General features: G+C 62.6%; 19 protein-coding genes and 1 pseudogene. 17 read left to right on the top strand and 3 right to left on the bottom strand.

All coding sequences use genetic code 11. The features are described 5' to 3' along the window. Position 1: 1 nt before the first annotated feature. The 11 genes and pseudogenes from M3A49_RS05925 (at position 2) to M3A49_RS05875 (ending at position 9,243) form a co-directional block, all read left to right on the top strand. Positions 2-640: a MotA/TolQ/ExbB proton channel family protein gene (locus tag M3A49_RS05925; RefSeq protein WP_266227866.1), complete on the top strand. Its 639-nt coding sequence runs from the start codon at positions 2-4 to the stop codon at positions 638-640. Continuing rightward, complete coding sequence (locus M3A49_RS05920; RefSeq protein ID WP_254355423.1) at positions 637-1,041, top strand: ExbD/TolR family protein; 405 nt, start codon at positions 637-639, stop codon at positions 1,039-1,041. The genes M3A49_RS05925 and M3A49_RS05920 overlap by 4 nt, the downstream gene beginning before the upstream one ends. A 73-nt stretch (positions 1,042-1,114) precedes the next feature. After that, entirely contained in the window at positions 1,115-1,747 is a 633-nt protein-coding gene (locus M3A49_RS05915) for an energy transducer TonB (protein WP_266227865.1), read from the top strand. A 124-nt stretch (positions 1,748-1,871) separates the two neighbouring features. Then, positions 1,872-2,681: an AraC family transcriptional regulator gene (locus M3A49_RS05910; RefSeq protein ID WP_266227864.1), complete on the top strand. Its 810-nt coding sequence runs from the start codon at positions 1,872-1,874 to the stop codon at positions 2,679-2,681. Between the two features lie 121 nt (positions 2,682-2,802). After that, on the top strand, positions 2,803-3,729 hold the full coding sequence (locus M3A49_RS05905) for a pyridoxal-phosphate dependent enzyme (protein WP_266227862.1): 927 nt from the start codon (positions 2,803-2,805) through the stop codon (positions 3,727-3,729). A 187-nt stretch (positions 3,730-3,916) separates the two neighbouring features. Then, a complete protein-coding gene (locus M3A49_RS05900) occupies positions 3,917-4,633 on the top strand; it encodes a pentapeptide repeat-containing protein (protein WP_266227861.1) in 717 nt (238 codons plus the stop codon). Positions 4,634-4,739: 106 nt separating this feature from the next. After that, a pseudogene (locus tag M3A49_RS05895) lies at positions 4,740-6,383 on the top strand (phospholipase C); the annotation flags it as partial. A 521-nt stretch (positions 6,384-6,904) separates the two neighbouring features. Next, positions 6,905-7,402, top strand: a complete 498-nt coding sequence (locus tag M3A49_RS05890) for a hypothetical protein (RefSeq protein ID WP_266227859.1) — start codon at positions 6,905-6,907, stop codon at positions 7,400-7,402. A gap of 149 nt (positions 7,403-7,551) precedes the next feature. Next, positions 7,552-7,953: a DUF1488 domain-containing protein gene (locus M3A49_RS05885; RefSeq protein WP_266227858.1), complete on the top strand. Its 402-nt coding sequence runs from the start codon at positions 7,552-7,554 to the stop codon at positions 7,951-7,953. A gap of 257 nt (positions 7,954-8,210) precedes the next feature. Then, entirely contained in the window at positions 8,211-8,906 is a 696-nt protein-coding gene (locus tag M3A49_RS05880) for a phosphatase PAP2 family protein (protein WP_266227857.1), read from the top strand. Between the two features lie 124 nt (positions 8,907-9,030). Continuing rightward, the gene (locus M3A49_RS05875; protein ID WP_266227856.1) at positions 9,031-9,243 is read left to right on the top strand and encodes a hypothetical protein; all 213 of its coding nucleotides are present in this window, start codon (positions 9,031-9,033) and stop codon (positions 9,241-9,243) included. Positions 9,244-9,259: 16 nt separating this feature from the next. Here the strand turns inward: M3A49_RS05875 and M3A49_RS05870 are convergent, their stop codons facing one another. Further along, complete coding sequence (locus tag M3A49_RS05870; protein ID WP_266227855.1) at positions 9,260-11,359, bottom strand: serine/threonine protein kinase; 2,100 nt, start codon at positions 11,357-11,359, stop codon at positions 9,260-9,262. Positions 11,360-11,889: 530 nt separating this feature from the next. Here M3A49_RS05870 and M3A49_RS05865 point away from each other — a divergent pair. The 3 genes from M3A49_RS05865 (at position 11,890) to M3A49_RS05855 (ending at position 12,874) form a co-directional block, all read left to right on the top strand. Then, positions 11,890-12,162 (top strand): hypothetical protein, encoded by a 273-nt coding sequence (locus tag M3A49_RS05865; protein ID WP_266227854.1) that lies wholly within the window; start codon positions 11,890-11,892, stop codon positions 12,160-12,162. A 96-nt stretch (positions 12,163-12,258) separates the two neighbouring features. After that, positions 12,259-12,531, top strand: a complete 273-nt coding sequence (locus M3A49_RS05860; RefSeq protein ID WP_254355414.1) for a hypothetical protein — start codon at positions 12,259-12,261, stop codon at positions 12,529-12,531. Between the two features lie 127 nt (positions 12,532-12,658). Further along, positions 12,659-12,874, top strand: coding sequence for a hypothetical protein (locus M3A49_RS05855; RefSeq protein WP_051481539.1), 216 nt, complete (start codon positions 12,659-12,661; stop codon positions 12,872-12,874). 2 nt (positions 12,875-12,876) lie between these two features. Here the strand turns inward: M3A49_RS05855 and M3A49_RS05850 are convergent, their stop codons facing one another. Continuing rightward, positions 12,877-13,119 carry a hypothetical protein gene (locus tag M3A49_RS05850; protein WP_266227853.1) on the bottom strand — a complete coding sequence of 81 codons (243 nt, stop codon included), beginning with the start codon at positions 13,117-13,119 and terminating at the stop codon, positions 12,877-12,879. A gap of 58 nt (positions 13,120-13,177) precedes the next feature. Continuing rightward, positions 13,178-13,645: a lecithin retinol acyltransferase family protein gene (locus M3A49_RS05845; RefSeq protein ID WP_254355412.1), complete on the bottom strand. Its 468-nt coding sequence runs from the start codon at positions 13,643-13,645 to the stop codon at positions 13,178-13,180. Positions 13,646-14,122: 477 nt separating this feature from the next. Between M3A49_RS05845 and M3A49_RS05840 the strand changes: the two genes are divergently transcribed. The 3 genes from M3A49_RS05840 to M3A49_RS05825 form a co-directional block, all read left to right on the top strand. Continuing rightward, positions 14,123-14,416, top strand: a complete 294-nt coding sequence (locus M3A49_RS05840) for a hypothetical protein (RefSeq protein ID WP_069262248.1) — start codon at positions 14,123-14,125, stop codon at positions 14,414-14,416. Between the two features lie 14 nt (positions 14,417-14,430). Then, positions 14,431-15,204 (top strand): PP2C family protein-serine/threonine phosphatase, encoded by a 774-nt coding sequence (locus M3A49_RS05835; protein WP_375541757.1) that lies wholly within the window; start codon positions 14,431-14,433, stop codon positions 15,202-15,204. Positions 15,205-16,141: 937 nt separating this feature from the next. Beyond that, on the top strand, positions 16,142-16,554 hold a 413-nt coding region (locus M3A49_RS05825), incomplete at its 3' end, for a contractile injection system protein, VgrG/Pvc8 family (RefSeq protein WP_266227851.1).

Genomic DNA, 16,554 nt, shown 5'->3' with positions numbered 1-16,554 from the left:
CATGCAAGACTGGACAGGAATCGTGCAAGCCGCGCGGGTCGGCGGGTGGGTCGTTTATCCGCTCACGCTGCTCGCCATCGTTGCGCTCGTCATCACGCTCGATCGCGCTTGGGTGTTCTGGCGCTTCGCGGTCATTCCCGCCGCCCCGCAGGCGCAAGCCCACGCAGCCGACGAGCCCGATCGCACCGCCGCGCTTCTGCGACTCCCCCCGCAGCACGCACTGCGCAGGCTGCTCGAACCGTTGATCGGTCACGCGGCAAAGCCCGCATGGTGGATCGAGGCCAGAGCGGGCGCGCTCGCACTCGACGTGCAGCGCGACATGTCGAGAGGGCTGTGGGTGCTCGAAACAATCGTGACAGCCGCACCGCTGCTCGGCCTGCTGGGGACGATCGTCGGCATGATGCATGCGTTCCGGCTGATCGGAAATAGCGGCCTCGTCAATCCCGGCGGGGTGACCGGCGGCGTGGCGCAGGCGCTGGTGGCGACCGCCATCGGCCTCGTGATCGCACTGGTCTCGCTGTTCGCCTTCAACTATTTTTCAAGGCGTATCGACCGGCTCATGGACGAACTCGAAGCGATCGTCAGCACGTGGCTCAACAACGTGAGACTCGCACAGGAACACGAGGCGCAAACGTCATGAAGCTGCGCCGTTCCAGGGCATCGAAGCGCGGTCGCATCGAGATCATTCCGATGATCGATGTGATGTTCTTCCTGCTCGCTACTTTCATGCTCGCGTCGCTCACGATGCAGCGGCTCGACGCAGTCAAACTCGATCTGCCGCGCGGCACGGCGCAACCGCTTGCCGCGCAGCAGCCCCTCACGCTCAGCGTAAGCCGCAGCGGACAGATCGCGGTGAACCGCCAGGACGTGCCGCTGAATGACGTAGCGGGAACGATAAAGCGGCTGCTCGCTGCCGATGGAAACGTCGTCGTCGCCGCGGATGCCGGTGCTCCGAACGGGCTGGTCGTGCAGGCCATGCTGCAGGCCCGTCTGGGCGGAGCCGGCCATTTCCTCATTGCGGTCCACCGTGACCAGCCGTAGCATCGCGCGCTTCGTCAGGCTGCTTGACGCGCGCGGCCCGCGAGGCGTAGCCGGATGCGTCGTGGCGCTTGCGATGTGGACCGCATTCGTCAGTATCTTCGTGGCCGGTCTTGCGGAAAATCCGGAACCCGTCCGTCCGTTGACGCTCGATGCCCGCATAGTAGAGATCATTACGCCGGCGCCGCCTCATCCGCCTACCACGGTCGCACGCCCTGCTCCGAACATCGCAACACCATCACGCCCTGTGCACGTGGTTCGGCCGATAAATCGGCCTGCGGCACCGGCTCCCACGCCGCTGCCTGCGCATACCGAATCTCCATTGCCTGCGGCTGCAGCTGCGGCTGCCGCTGCGCCGCCGGCCAGCACAACAGCCCATGCCAGCGCCGAAAGCGCATCGGCTAGCTCCGCCCTGTCCGGCACCCGCTCCGCAGCGTCCGGCGATACCACCGCACATCCGCTCATCCAGCCGCTGCCGGTGCTTCCCGATGAGCTGCGCGAGTCTGCGTATCAGGCCATCGCGCTAGCTCGCTTCACTATTCATCCGGACGGTTCGGTCGACGTCGCGCTCGTCAGACCCACCCAGAACCCGCGCCTGAACCAGCTGCTGCTGGAGACGCTTCGAAACTGGCATTTTTTCCCTGCAATGAAGCAGGGGCATCCGGTCGAAAGCGAACAGGACATCCGCGTCCATTTCAATATCGAGTGAGTCCGGCAGCGCGGCTGCCGACATATACTCGTCGTGCCGCGTCGAAAAACGCCTCGAAAGCCTCGACGGCTCGAGTCTGGTGCGACCCCTTAAATCTGCCGCAATAGTGACTTCGTGATTTGAAATGAGCGATAGCGTGGAGTACAAACGGCTCGTCGACCTTCCTGGACTGGTTCTTGGCACCGGTCGTTTCAAGGCGTTCAATTTCAACCGGCACTACCATCTTGACTATCACGTCGGGCTCGTGACCGAAGGGATTCAGCGCCAATGCGTGAACGGAGAGGCCGTGTTGCTCGGGCCAGGTCGCATCTCCTTGATGCCGCCCGGCGAGATGCATGACGGCGCTGCAGAAAGCGGCCATGCTTATACACTGAAGACCTTCAGGCTGTCCCAGGACCTGCTGCAAGACGCCATGACCGAGGTAACGGACCCGGATCGCGAGCCCGAGCTGAAAGCCATGATGATCGAGGATCCGACGCTGGCCGCGCGCTTGTTGCAGATCCACGATGCGATGCGATCGTCGCCGGATGCTTCCTCGCTGTCCGTGCAGTCGGAATGGCTTTCCCTGCTTTATGTCCTGTTTAAGCGGTCGGGAGCCATCAAGCCGGTGGCCGTAAAAGGCACGCTCTCGCCAATGCATTGGCAACGGCTCAAAGACTATTGCCTGTTCCATCTAGCCGAAAAAATCACGCTCGACGAATTGGCCACCTTGTGCGGTCTGGGGCGCTTTCATTTTTCGCGTCGATTCAAGCAGACGGTCGGCATGACGCCTCACGCCTGGCTGCTGCGTCTGCGACTGGAACACGCGTGCGCCTTGCTGGGACGCGGTAAGCCAACCATTGCCGAAGTCGCCCAGGGCGTCGGGTTCCACGATCAAAGCCATTTCAACAGGGCGTTCCGTCACGCGTTCGGCGTGGCCCCGTCCGCATACTGAGCCGATGGGCCTTCGATCGCCTCGCGCGTCAATTTCTTACAAGCCAGCCCCCCCTTCCTCTTTAGGATCAGCAGAAGTTCGGCAACGGTTGGTCCGATCGCAAACCTGGAAGCCCATCGCAATGAATCTGCACTTTGAAACCCCTTTGGTGGAATCGCGCGCCTTGAGCGTCCCTGGTGAACAATCCGTGTGGCTGAAGCTCGACGCCTTGCAGCCATGTGGATCATTCAAGATCCGGGGCATCGGCCATGCTTGCGCTGTCCAACAAAGCCGCGGCGCGCAGCGTTTCGTTTCCTCGTCCGGGGGGAATGCGGGTCTTGCCGTGGCTTATGCGGGCCGGCGCCTGGGCATTCCAGTGCTTGTCGTGGTGCCGGAAACGACGACGGAGCGCGCCAAAGAGTTGCTGCGCCGCGAAGGTGCCGAGGTCGTCGTGCACGGCGGTTCCTGGCAAGAGGCAAACCAGTTCGCGCAGACTTTGCTGGGCGCGACGGACGCGTTTCTGCATCCCTTCGACGATCCGCTGCTGTGGCACGGCCATGCCTCGATGATCGATGAAGTGGCCCAGGCCCGCTTCAAGCCGGACGCCGTCGTACTTTCCGTCGGCGGGGGCGGTCTGCTTGCTGGCGTGGTGGAAGGTCTGCAGCGCAATCGTTGGCACGACGTGCCGGTGTTGGCCGTCGAAACCGATGGCGCCGCTTCGCTCCATGCCGCTGTCGAGGCGGGTCATACGGTGGCGTTGCCCTGTATCTCCAGCGTCGCCACTTCGCTCGGCGCGAAGCGAGTGTGCGAGCAGGCATTGCGCTGCGTGCGCGAGCACCCTGTCCACAGCCTCGTCGTATCGGATTCCAGCGCACTCGCGGCCTGCGAGCGTTTTCTCGCGGATCACCGCATTCTGGTCGAACCGGCTTGCGGCGCAGCGCTGTCTGTCGCCTACGACAGGCATCCGGCATTGGCCAGATACAAGAGGATTCTGGTTGTCGTATGCGGCGGCGCGACGGCCACCATCGATCAAATACGCGCGTGGGCTAGCGAGGCAGAAAGCCGATGACCTTGTGCCCGCAACGGCGGAAACGGTAGAATCTTCTCCGCTGAAAATAGAGTGGCAGGTTGGTATCTCCTGCGCCCAGTTGTTGGGTTCTAATTCCGCCGCGGCGTCAACCTTACTTTCACCAAGTTGAGGGGACACGCTGTGGAGAAGACGCTGCGCCCCCCCTCAGAATGAGGAGTCTGCACAGATGCGCAGCAATACAAAAGACCCGTCAACCGGAGCCGGAGCGCTGTTCAGCGGATTGACCTTCGACCGCGAAGCGCTGACCTGCCTGCTTCGGGAATGCGGCGACGAACCGACGTTCGAGCATTGCAGTTTCGACAGCGAAGATCTCTCCGGTCTCGATCTCGGCGCCGCCCGATTCACACAGTGCACCTTCGAGCACACCCTCCTCGAGCACAGCGAACTCGCAAGAAGCCGCTGGTTGGCTTGCAAATGCGCAGCCGCAAGATTTCGCTACGCCAATCTGGGTGACGCGCGTTTCTACCGCAGCGATCTGAACAATACCGATTGGACAGGCTCGAAGCTCGCCTCAGCGGCGTTTGCCGAGGTGAAGCTCACGGGCGCGCGCTTTGTCGACGCCCGCACGCTAGGGCTTAGCTTTCACGATTCGCTGCTCGTCGGCGCAGACCTGAAGGGACTCTCCTTCCGGAAACAAACGCTCGAGGCGCTCAATTTTTCCGACGCGCACCTGTCCGACTGCGACTTTCGCGACGCCGTGTTCGAAGGCGGCAGCCTGAGCAACGCACAGTTACGCAACAGCCGCTTTGACGGCGCAGACCTACGCTCCGTAGACCTAAGCGGTTTTCGACTCTCCGATGTGCTGCAGCATCTCAAAGGCACGATACTCTCCGTCGATCAAGCCGTGATGCTGGTTGGAGACTGCGGCGTGCGCGTGTTGTAGTTCGGCGAGGGGCAGCACGCGCTGGCCTTCGCTTGCGATCGCCACGGCAACGCCAGCCGGGAACTCCCATTGCGCTACGAAGAAACGCAACTTACAGGAGCCCGACATGCACTGGCGTCATTTAGCGCTTGGTTCGCTCATAGCCGCGGCATTCTCATTACCCATTGCGTGGGGTGCGAATGACGACCAGCACATGAATCGGCCGAACGACCTTCGTACTGCCACCCCGATCAAGCACCTGGTCGTGATCTATGGCGAGAATGTCTCGTTCGATCACTACTTTGCGACCTATCCGCATGCGGCGAATCCCTCCGACGAACCGGCGTTCAACGCACTGCCCGGTACGCCCAGGGTGAATGGCCTCTCAGGGTCCCTCCTCTCCAGAAATCCGAATGCCACGAATCCGGCCAACGGCGCGGGCGCAGCGAACCCGTTCCGCATCGACCGTACGCAGGCGGCCACCGCCGACCAGGATCACGCCTATGCGGCAGAACAGCAAGCCTACGACAACGGCGCGGTCGACCTGTTCCCGAAGTACACGGGTAAAGGGACGAGCAACAGCGCCAGTGAGTCTGGAAGCAATCGCGAGGTGATGGGCTATTACGACGGCAACACGGTCACTGCGCTGTGGAACTACGCGCAGCGCTTCGCGATGAGCGACAACGCCTGGTCGTCGACCTATGGCCCCTCGACGCCGGGCGCCCTGGAGGTGGTCTCGGGTCAGACCAACGGCATGAGACCCGTGCTGACGACGAAAAAGCCTTCGGCTCCGGGCTCCTACTACGTGAACGACGGACAGGGCGGCTTCACGCTGATCGACGACGTCGATCCCGCCTTCGACAAATGCTCGAGCAAGCGCGACACCGTCATGATGACGGGGAGGAATATCGGCGACCTCTTGAATGCGCGCAATATTTCGTGGGGCGGCTTCATGGGTGGCTTCAATCTCGAGACCGTGAACAGCAACGGCACGACCGCGTGCAGGCGCAGCACGCTATCGGAAGTCGTCGGTTCGGCCACTGTGGACTACGTGCCGCACCACAACTGGTTCCAGTACTACGCGTCGACGTCGAATCCAAAGCATTTGCGTCCGGGTTCTATCGAGGCGATCGGGCACACCCTGGAAAACGATGGACGGACCCCGGACCCCGCCAATCATCAGTACGATTCCGACGACTTCTTTGGCGCTGTGAGCGCAGGGAATTTTCCGGCCGTGAGCTTCCTCAAGGCCCCGTCGTTCCAGGACGGTCACGCTGGCTATTCGGATCCACTCGACGAGCAGGCTTTCGTCGCGAAGGTCGTCAACTTCCTGCAGCGCCAGCCGGACTGGACCCGCACCGCCATCGTCGTGACGTGGGATGACTCGGATGGCTGGTACGACCACGCTTATGCATTGCCAACGAGCGCGTCATACGATTCGTTCGCCGACCACCTCAACGGCCAGGGAAAATGCGGTACCGGCTCCGCGCAGGACGGCGTGAACGGCAAACCTGTGAACGGCCGCTGCGGCCCGGGTGCACGCATTCCGTTTCTCGTCATTTCGCCCTGGGCGAAGGAGAATTACGTCGACCATACGTTGATCGACCAGTCTTCGGTCGTTCGCTTCATCGAGGACAACTGGCTCGACGGAGAACGTATCGGCGGCGGATCGTTCGACAGCAAGGCAGGCAGCATCATGGGCATGTTCGATTTCAGCCGCCGTGGCGACGAACTCGCTCAGCGCAAGCTGTTTCTCGATCCGCAGACGGGGCTGCCAGTCGACCAGCCTGCGAAGGTCTGGCGCCAGGCAGCTCGGAATTCGAGACCTCCCACCATTGCAGTTTTGATTTTGATTCAATGCAAGGGTAAACGATGCAGTGCGCGCCATTTCTACACTGGCTTCTTGTAGATATGTCAACGCGCCTCTGCCCTTCTTTTCTCCGATTTTTCGGCCTCTTGATAGTTCATATGGTTGATTTGGAATCCAAATCTGTCTTACCTTCATTTGCTCGCTGCTACGCGGCCGCCCCCGCGCGCCACCAGCGCTATGGTTGATTGTGGCTTCGGTCACAGCGTGAGATAAAACCGTGGCGCCATGTGTCAAACGAATAACGCCCTCGTCTTTACACAGACCCTTGCAAATTTTTCTGGCGCAGGAGAGGGAACGACGATTGCACCACAAGCAATGCGCGTTGCCGTGAACGCCGATTGCCAGATGACCCACAGAGACCCAGACGGCTTTTGGAGTTGCGCAACGCGATGCCGGACATTTGCATGAGCGGGGGCTCTTCTATGTCGAACCGACACGAGACCTCTCCTGCCGAGACGGGGGAGGTCCTGGTACTGGTGGGCGCGGCCTTCGCTGTGCTTGGCGGCTGGCTCGTCGCAATGGGTTCCACGCCCTACTACGTCGTCACCGGCCTCGCGCTGATCGGCTCGGGTACCCTCATGGTGCGAAGCCGCTCGGCAGGCGTCTGGAGCATCTTTTTCACGCTCGTCGCGGCACTTGTCTGGTCGATCTCCGAAGTCGGGCGCAACGGCTGGAAGCCCATGCCACGCCTGCTGTTGCTTGCTCTGCTCGGCATCTGGTTCTACCTCAACATCGTCGTCGCCAATTCGATGATCGCGCGTCCCGTACGCGTTGTGGCCAGCGTCGCGGCAATCGTCTATGCACTCACAATCGTCGGCATGTTCTCGCCCAAAGTGCCCGTGTCGGTGGCGCAACACCTTCGCTACGGACCACTATCGCCGCCCCACAACAACAGCGCGTCGTCCGATCAGGGCAACTAGCACCGCCCGACATTTTTGCCGGGACGATATAAGAATTGATTTCGATTCAACCGGCGAGATCATGATGCGCGTTCTTTCAGGCTTCATTAGACGAGTGGGGAACACCAGTTGCTTGAAGGCAGGTCCAGAAGTCACAGAGGTAGGTCATCGTGCTCATACAATTTCCAGATGAAGATGCCTTCTACCATTCGAGCGGCACAGTCCGGTATCGCGCCGTCGTCGACGGCACGCCGGTCATGTGCGAAATATCCCCGGAGGCCCTTGAAGACTATTTTCATGCGCGCGCCGGTCGCGCTGGCCTGTTAGCGGCCTTCGCCGTACATAGGAAGGATATCGAATCAATTACAAGACACATTCTTCCACACCGGATCTCTTCCGGACGCTGCCAGCTTTTCTTGCGTGACTGCCTGCGCAAGCCAGCTACGATCGAAGCAGACGTCACGCACAACAGGGGAATCGTGGAAGTTGCACGACGCGATGTAGCGGTAATCGCGAGTGCATGCATAACCCCGGACATGAACGTACTCGAGGCCGGAAGTGCGTTGACGTGAGGGCGCGCTCTGCGATGCAAGGCCCTTGAATGCGAATGCCGCCAATGAGTCCTTGACGCACTGCAGTGTGATCGAAGGCACGCCATATGCGCACGTTCGAAGTTGCATCGCAGCAGCTCATCGCTGCGAACTGCTTTCACCGTGTGCGCTGGCTTGATAAGAAGATGAACAACGCCTTGCGTATGTGGCACGGAGGCGGTTGAGGATTCTGTTCGAGACCGCCCTTCTCACGAATTCATCAGCGGGATGCCACAACAATGAACAGCTTCGATACCGTCATTCTGGGAGCCCTCACTCAACTGCAGCTTCCTCCCCAGGTCAATTGCGCCATTGGGGTAATTGCCGACTTCTATACGTTCAAGGGCTATTTGTTGATCCCGCTGTTGTGGTGGATCTGGTTCCAGCCGCACGAGCGGCGCGGCTGGCGCCGCGAGATCGTACTCGCCACGTTGGCAAGCGGCCTGATTGCGCTAGCGGTGGGACGCCTCCTTGCGCACGCTCTGCCGTACCGGGAACGGCCGCTATTCACACCGGGCTTGAATCTGCATTTCGCCTCGTCGCCCGTGCAGCTCGCCGGGCTGATGCACTGGAGCTCCTTTCCGAGCGATCACGCCATGCTGTGGACGGCGGTGGCGATGGGGATCTTCCTCGTCTGGCGAGGCATCGGCATACTCGCGTTCTTGTCTGTCGCGGCATTCGTCTGCTTTCCGCGGGCCTATCTGGGTTATCACTACCCGACGGATTTGCTCGTCGGCGCCTTGATCGGCATTGTGATTACCTGGATCATGACGCGCAGAGCCGTGAGAAGGCGCACTGTCAAACCCTTAATGCGCTATGTCATGCGCTACCCCGGGCCGATTGCGGCGCTCGGTTTTCTGCTCTGTTTCGAGCTGGTCACGCAGTTCGACGATCTTCTGCGGCTCGCCCATTCGGTACTGCACACGGTGACTTGACGGATGCCGGCGTCGAACCCACGCCAATCCTGGTTGCAGGCTTTCCCGCCACCGCCTTCGCGATGGTGATGGCGACCGGTATCGTCTCGATCGCAGCGCATCTACTGGACTACGACATTATTGGATGGTACGTTATCCGCGCGCGGTGCATGCCGATATCGTCGATCACGGCCGCGGACCAGGCTTTCTCACGGTCGTTGCAGCGACGGCTGTGCTCGGCAGCCAACTTTCGGTCTATCACGTCCTGCCAGGCACCGTGCTCGTCGCCTTCGTCGCGTGGATGCTGGCTTTGTTCGGAGTGCTACGAGATGTAATGAGGTCGGTCGAGGGAAGATGATGAAACTAGCAGTCAACTACTGCGAATCACTGCGAGCATGTGTCGTGATCTGCACGAAATCGGCCACGATATGCCCTGCGCCATAATGCGCTTCCATCTGCTTCAACTGCTGCCCCACCGCCGCAAGGTAAGCCGAGCGAGCCTCCGAGGCCGGGCGCAGGCCATCGAACAACGGCGCCGGCGTGATCAGCAAAACGATCATCTCCGTGCCGAACGGCTTGTCCACTAACCAGTATCCCGATCCCCCGACCGTCGCCGAGAAGCCGGCCGGCGCCTGGTTGTCGCGCTCGACATTGCTGGGAACCAGATGCACGACACTGCCGTCGAGCGCGAAGTAATCCACGTTGACGTATGAGTCGTAGTGCGGCGTGGTGATATCGACGATGAGCGGCATGCCCTGCGTCAGGTGCGCATCGAGTGGCCGGGTATGGATCGTCGCGCCGCCGCCGGCCAGATGGTTGGCGCGCCAATACGGCGCGAACGCGCTCACGACTTCGCAGTTGTGGTTCTCCACCGCAGTCACTTCGAGTTTCGCGGCCTGCCCGCCGGGCGTTTGCGCGAGCGCGTCGTGAACGTGCGCCATGTTCTCGCCCGTATTGGCGAAGCCGCGCACCTGGACCACGTGCTCGGGCAGCGACGCCGCAAGCGCCGAGCACGGAATGCGTGCGAGGGTCGTGTTCAGCGCGGCGATCGACGCCGCGTCGGCCACTGGCGCGCTCGATGCCGGAGCCGCTGCAACCGCGCTCGCGGCAGGCACGCTCGCGACAACCGCCGCTGGCGCTGCGGCAATCACCGGCGAGGCCGGCGCCTCCGAGGCCGCCTTCGTCGCGCTAGCGGGTGCCATGGCGGCCATGGAGGGCCTGGCGCCAGTTTGCCCGTGGCCGGAAAGCACGCGATACCCCACCCATAACCCCGCAGCGACGACGACCGCGCCCACGCCGATGGCGCCGACCCGCGCGCCCGGGAACGCCGGTGCATGCGGGAGCACGCCCATGCCCTCGAGAAACTGATTGACGCTCGCGGTGCGCGAGGCGCGGTCAAACGAAAGCGCCGCGCTCAAGGTGCGCCATTGGCCACGATCGAGCCCAGGCGGCCGCTCGGCGCGCATCCTGTCGCTGCGTGCCTGGGTGGCCGATTTGCGGTTGAACGGATGCTTGCCCGTGAGCAGTTCGTAGCTCACACAGGCGAGCGCGTAGACATCGTCGCGCGGGTCCGGCTCCCGATGCTCGAACATCTCCGGGCTCGCATAGGCCGGCGTGATGCCGCCGAGCGTCGCGGGATCGAACACGGTGACGTCGGGATCTTCTTCGGGTCGCTGGAACACGCGCGCAATGCCGAAGTCGATCACTTTCACATCGCCGCCGTCGGTGAGGAAAACGTTGGCGGGCTTGAAGTCGCAATGCACGAAGCCGCGCTCGTGCGCGTAGGCCAGCGCCTGCCCCATCCCGGCAATGATGGGCCGCGCCTTTTCGAACGGCATACCCGCGAAATCGGGCGCGCGCAGCAGTTTGCTGAGCGGCTTGCCCGACAGATATTCCATCGTGAGGTAGACGAGCGGCCCGTCGCGGTCGAAGTCGTACACCGTGACGATATTGCGGTGCGCGAGCGTCTGCGCCTTGCGGGCCTCGCGCTGCAGCGCGATCAGCGAAGTCGGCTGGCCGCGGAACTGCACGTTCAGCACCTTGATCGCGATATAAGGTTTGCGGTCCGAAGCTTCCAGCTTGCGCAAATCGAGCGCCTTGTAGACGGTGCCCATGCCGCCCACGCCCAGACACTCTTCGAGCACGAAGCGTCCGTTGAGGGTGTCGCCGATCCCCTTCAGGTGTTCCGCGTCGTCGCCCATGGTGGCGGATCGCGCAGCGGCAAGGGCTTCGTGAATGCGAGTGGAGTCGTCGACGGCCGCCGCGTTGTCCTGGCTGTGTTCGATGCGGCGCAGGACCTCGGCATACACGGCATCGGGCAGCGGATGGACGGTTTGCGTCGCGTCCACCGCTTCGCGCAGGCGAGCGCAATTGGCCGCGTCGACCGCGAGCACGTGGTCGATCTCGGCGAAGAACGCCTCGCGTGAGAGCGCCCCGCTCTGGAATGTCTGGATCAGCTGCGCAAGGCTCATCATTCGTATGCCTTCAACTCAGCTTCAGGATGGCCGAGGCGCATTGCGTCACACGTTCCCGGCGCACGATCGCGCCGCGTGTGGCTGCTGCCGCGATCCCCGTCGAGTCCGCTGCAACGCGGTCCCGTCATCTTTAAAGCATACAGAGTCGCCGCCGGATCTGCGCGCACCGTGATCTCAGCCGGCGCACGCGCTTGCAACCATGCAACAAGGTCTGATGAGAGATTAATCTGCGGCAACGCCCAGCGCAATCGGTGCCTGAGCCTGGCCTGTGGCTCGCACGTGTTGCCGCGAATCCAACGGCCGCGCCGCGCGCTGTTGGGCTCGCCCCATCAGCGTTTTTGCGCGGCAGCACTGCCGGCTGTCCTGCCCCCACCCGGCGGCTTGCCGCAAAGCCCCGTCACACAAGGCGTCGAGCGGTTTGTGGCGTGCGCGCGAAGCCGCTGGCACACCCTGTGCGTTAAGAGAAGCGAGCCCGCAAGATACTGCAGCTCAATCGCCAACTACCCGTACTGCCCTCCTGGAGAACTGTCATGAGCAAGCTGATGATCGCCGACCTGAGCGTCGCGCAAGAACTCGACCGCACAGCAATGAGCGCCGTTCGCGGCGGCGGCGGCCTGAGCCTCTGGCCCGGCTACTACCCGGCGCCGTCGTTCAAGTACGACACGACGAACTTCAACGCCCAGCAGTTGATCGGCCAGACAAACACCATCGAGAACAACGTGGGCAACGACGTCGCCTTCGCGCAGAACATCCACGCGACGGTCAACCCGGTGCAGACGGCCCACAACACGATCAACTTCTGATCGTCCCGCCAGCGGCTCGGCCGCGCCCTGCTTTCATGCGCGCGCCGCGCCCGCCCGGGTTCATCCGCCCTATTCATCAGCAACTGGAGGCTCATCATGAGTTCCCTCGTTATCCGCGAGCTGGCTCCCGGAACGGCACTCGACCGCCGCGCCATGACAGCCGTACGCGGCGGCAACAGCAACTCCTACGGTGGCTACGGCCCGATTGCCAACATCACCGTCTCGCCGAACATCGTGCAGAACATCTCGCAGGTTCAGGTGGTCGACGTCGCCGCGCTCAACAACATCGGTTATATCGGCGCAGGCTTCGGGCCGCTGAATCTCAAGGTCAATCCCGCGCAATACGCGAACACCGGCGTGACGTTCTAGCCGCCGCCGCGAAGGGAAAATGCAGACGGCGCCGTGAGGCGCCGCCTGCTTGTTTACGTGCGCCGCGCGCCACCGCCTATACTCAAACGACACCCCTCTAGCCCAATCCGCTCTCGTGGAGCAGACCATGAGCATTATCGTCATCAAGGACCTTCCGGAAAGCGTGGAACTGGACAGGCAGGCAATGGCCGCGATCGTGGGCGGCGCCCGCGTCGCTTCGCAGCGCACGCTACTCGTGCCGCGGCCATTTATCGGCGTGCGTGTGGAGATCGAAGGCTCGCCCGCCCAGCGAGGGCCGGCAACCCTCCCCACGGCGCGGCCCCGCCCGACACTGCTGCGCTGAATTCAAGCAGCGCGCGCGGTCATGGCCGCACGCGTGCTGGCAGGCGGAAATACGCACCATGTGCCGTCGTCGTGACGGAAGAAGAAGATTGCAATCGTGCGCGCGGGATGCACCGCTTCTACGCAGACATAGCGCAGCCGTTGCTCCTGCGTGCGGCTGAAACGCACCACGCGGGCCGGCACGCGCGCGTTGGGTGCTAGCCACTTGTCGACGAGGGTGCGCAGCGAGGTTTCGGCGGAATTCATGATGGTCTCCGATGCAAGTGGCGAGGCGTGTCGTATTGGTCTCGACCGGATACGGCGTTCACACCGCGTGCGCGGCGTACGCGTCGCGGAGGGCCTGCACGCGGCGCGCGTGAACCAGCGCGCGCACCACGCGCAAGCCGGCCAGCGGATGGGCGATGCAGGTGCGGACCTGGTCGCTGCGGCCCTTGCCGTCCACGCACCAGGTGCAGAAGTGTTCACAGTTGTTGCTGAGCAGGCGGTAGCGGTCTTCGCCGAGACGCGAGCGCGCACGCGCCACGGCTTCGCGGCCCACGAAGGCCGCGCACGGATGCGCGACGACAGCGACTTCGTAGCCGGCCGCGAAACGCTCGAGCGTGACCTCTTCGATCGGACCGCGATGCAGCGACACGCACAAACCGGCGTAATGGACGACGCGCCCGCCACCGACATAGATACCGTGATGGCTGTAGCCCGCGCGACGCGACACGAGATGCGCGCCGAGCGGCGGTTCGTCTGCGTGCAACGTCGGTTGGAGGTCGGGGCTCATGGCTGCATCCGTCTGGCTGGTTGCCGGCTTCCGGTGCTGCTCGACGGTTTGCCGGTTGCCAACTACCCTGCATCAGATATGCCAGGCGCCCGATCACGGTTTTATAAGGCGTAGCGGGAGAACATGCGTGCTGGAGGCGCCCGTGTGTCGCCGGATCGCCAACTCGGGAGCTTCGATTGTGTCGGTGCCGAACCATCAGTTCGCCGCCAAACCGGCTCACGAAGCGCGATTGCATTTGTGTCGGAATCCTGATGACGACGGGAAACCAACGTGTTGGCGAGCGCACGACCATTGCACTGAGGACTTGTGAGACGCGGGCTGGCGCGGATCGCGCTGCGCAAGCGCTACGACATATGGGGCAAGCTTCACGGGGAGATGGCGCGCGAGCGCCACGTATCGCCGAAAAATGGCATGCTGCTTGCAAGGTATGGTCGGAACGCCGCGCGCCCGCGGCCATCATCTTGACGGAGACCTGTCATGACCTCGCTCGCCATCACCGACCTTCACCTGCAGTGCGATCTTGACCGCAAGGCCATGTCGTTTATCCGGGGCGCAGGCGCACCGTGGGTATTCGGCTGGATACAGCCTTACGAGCCCGCGCAGCCTTCGCCGCTCGGACCGATCATCAACCTCTACCAGACCAACAACACGTTCTACGCGAATCAGGTCGTCAATCAGTACCAGACGCTCGACGTGACCAATTCGGCGTCGAACTCGAACGTTGCGGTAAACGTGGGCCAGAACGGCAGGAACAACGGACTCGTCGCGTAGCCTATGGAGGCTCGATCGTGACAGGCGGATTGCTATGGAGCTCGGCATCGCGCACGGACGTAGGCCGTGTGCGGGCGCTCAATGAGGATGCATGTCTCGATCAGCCCCAGCGGGGCTTGTGGGCAGTGGCCGACGGCATGGGCGGGCACACAGCGGGCGATCTGGCCAGCGGCATGATCGTGCGTGCGCTCGGGGCGCTTGTGGTGCCCAACGCGCTCACCAGTTTCTCGGCTACGGCGCGCGGCACGCTACAGACGGTGAACCACCAGTTGCGCGAAGAAGCGGCGCGACGCGGGGTTCGCATGATAGGCAGCACTGTTGCCGTGCTGATGGCGAAGGGGCGCGAGTTTGCATGGTTATGGGCGGGCGACAGCCGCATCTATCTCTACCGCGACGCGCAGCTCGAAGCGCTCACGACTGACCATAGTTACGTGGCGGAGCTACAGGCGCAGGGGCATTTGAGCGCCGAAGCGGCGCGCCACCATCCATCACAGCATTTGATAACTCGGGCCGTCGGCGCGGCAGACTGGCTTGATCTGGACGAAGGCCGCATCGTCGTGCGCGACGGAGACCTCTTTTTGCTGTGCAGCGACGGCCTGAGCAATGAAGTGCAGGCGCCCGAGATGGTACGGGCGCTTGAGGCTGGCGATTGCCAGCACGTGACTGATTTGCTCGTTGAGATGGCCTTGCAGGCCGGGGGGCGCGATAACATCACGGCTGTGGTCGTGAGGGTGGATGATCCGGTTGCGTCGGATCGGACGCTGGTTAATCCTGCTGTTGGGCGTTAGCTTTTGGTTTTTGTTTTTTTGCTTTTTGCTTTTTGCTTTTTGGCTTTTGGCCTTTCCTTGTTTCCGCGTCGGTACGCCAGCGTTGCCCCTGTGTGGGGCGGCACCTCCTTTCTTTGCCGCGGTCATGACGCCCAGAAGCTCTTTGCACTTTGCAGTTCGCACGCGGCCAGACGTCGGTCCGGCTCGCGCGGATGACGTGCGAACCGGCGCGAACACCGGCGAACGGTTCGCACAGAACCCGCCATGTGCGGCACGGCGCGAGCGGCGCGACGTTTCGGCGCAGGCGCGGTGGCGAATCGCTGGGCCGTAGCAAAAAAGGCGCCGAACGACGCCCACGAGAAAAAGCCCGATGGCACCATCGGAGAGCAGCGGGCGGCCGGACGCACGAGAAGATCGCGAAGCGCCCGGGCGTCAGCCCGTGCAGATCGGCGCGAGCCCGTTGCGAGGCGCTTGACGCGCGCCTGTCCACGTCTGTCGCCCTGTGAGGTGGCGCTTCTGGGTAGAGCCGTCCGGGCAACAGATCCTGCTGCAGCGGTGGTCTTTCCGACCGGAATGACAGCGTCTTGTACCTGGCAATCCTTGACGATTTATCTGGCTGTTCATGCGAGCCCGCGCAAGGATCGGGCGATTGAGCATTGCTGGCCGGCTCCGTTCAGTGTAACTCTTGCATTCCAACGACTTCCTCGTAACGAGAGCTAGAGAGAGCGCATGAATGCTGTGAAACGAACCATCGCGGAAGCACTTCTTCCGCATCAAGCTCTTCATCATCCCGCACTTCCAGGTGGAAGGCATGGACATCGGCCTGTCGCTGGTCTCGCAGATGCCGAAGGCCAAGGGGTGAACTCGGCGCTGATCTGACGTTTTCTGTGCAAGCCGCCGGGGTACCCGTGGGTGCCTCGGCGGTGCTTTTGCGTTTCGCGTATCCGGGAGGTTTTCGATGTCGTGGCTCATGCCGTTACAGGCTTATGAATTGAAGCTGGCGCCGCATCCGGCGCCGTTCTCGATAGTGAAATTTGCTGGCCATGACCGGATCAGCCAGCTCTACGAGTACGAGATCGAATTCACAAGCCCGATAGCGGGTATTGCGATGGATCAGGTGCTCGGGCGGCCGGCCCGGTTCATCGTCGATCCAGTCGACCCGAACATGGGTCACCTGCAGCGTATGTTTGGCGAGAACGCTGCGAAGTTCAGCAAGAAGCCGCCCGCACAGACCGTCCACGGCATCATCACGAAGTTCGATGAGCACGAGACCTCCGCCGACGAGACGCGTTACCGCGTGAGGCTCGAGCCTGCGATCGCGGATCTCAACCGGGGCAGGACAAGCCGGCTGTTCCAGAAGCAGTCGGTCGA

The organism is Paraburkholderia sp. CNPSo 3076, assembly GCF_026343935.1.
In the GTDB taxonomy this organism is placed as follows: Bacteria; Pseudomonadota; Gammaproteobacteria; order Burkholderiales; family Burkholderiaceae; genus Paraburkholderia; species Paraburkholderia nodosa.
Note: the sequence above shows the minus strand (reverse complement) of the source record. Positions and strands in the feature narration are given on the sequence as shown.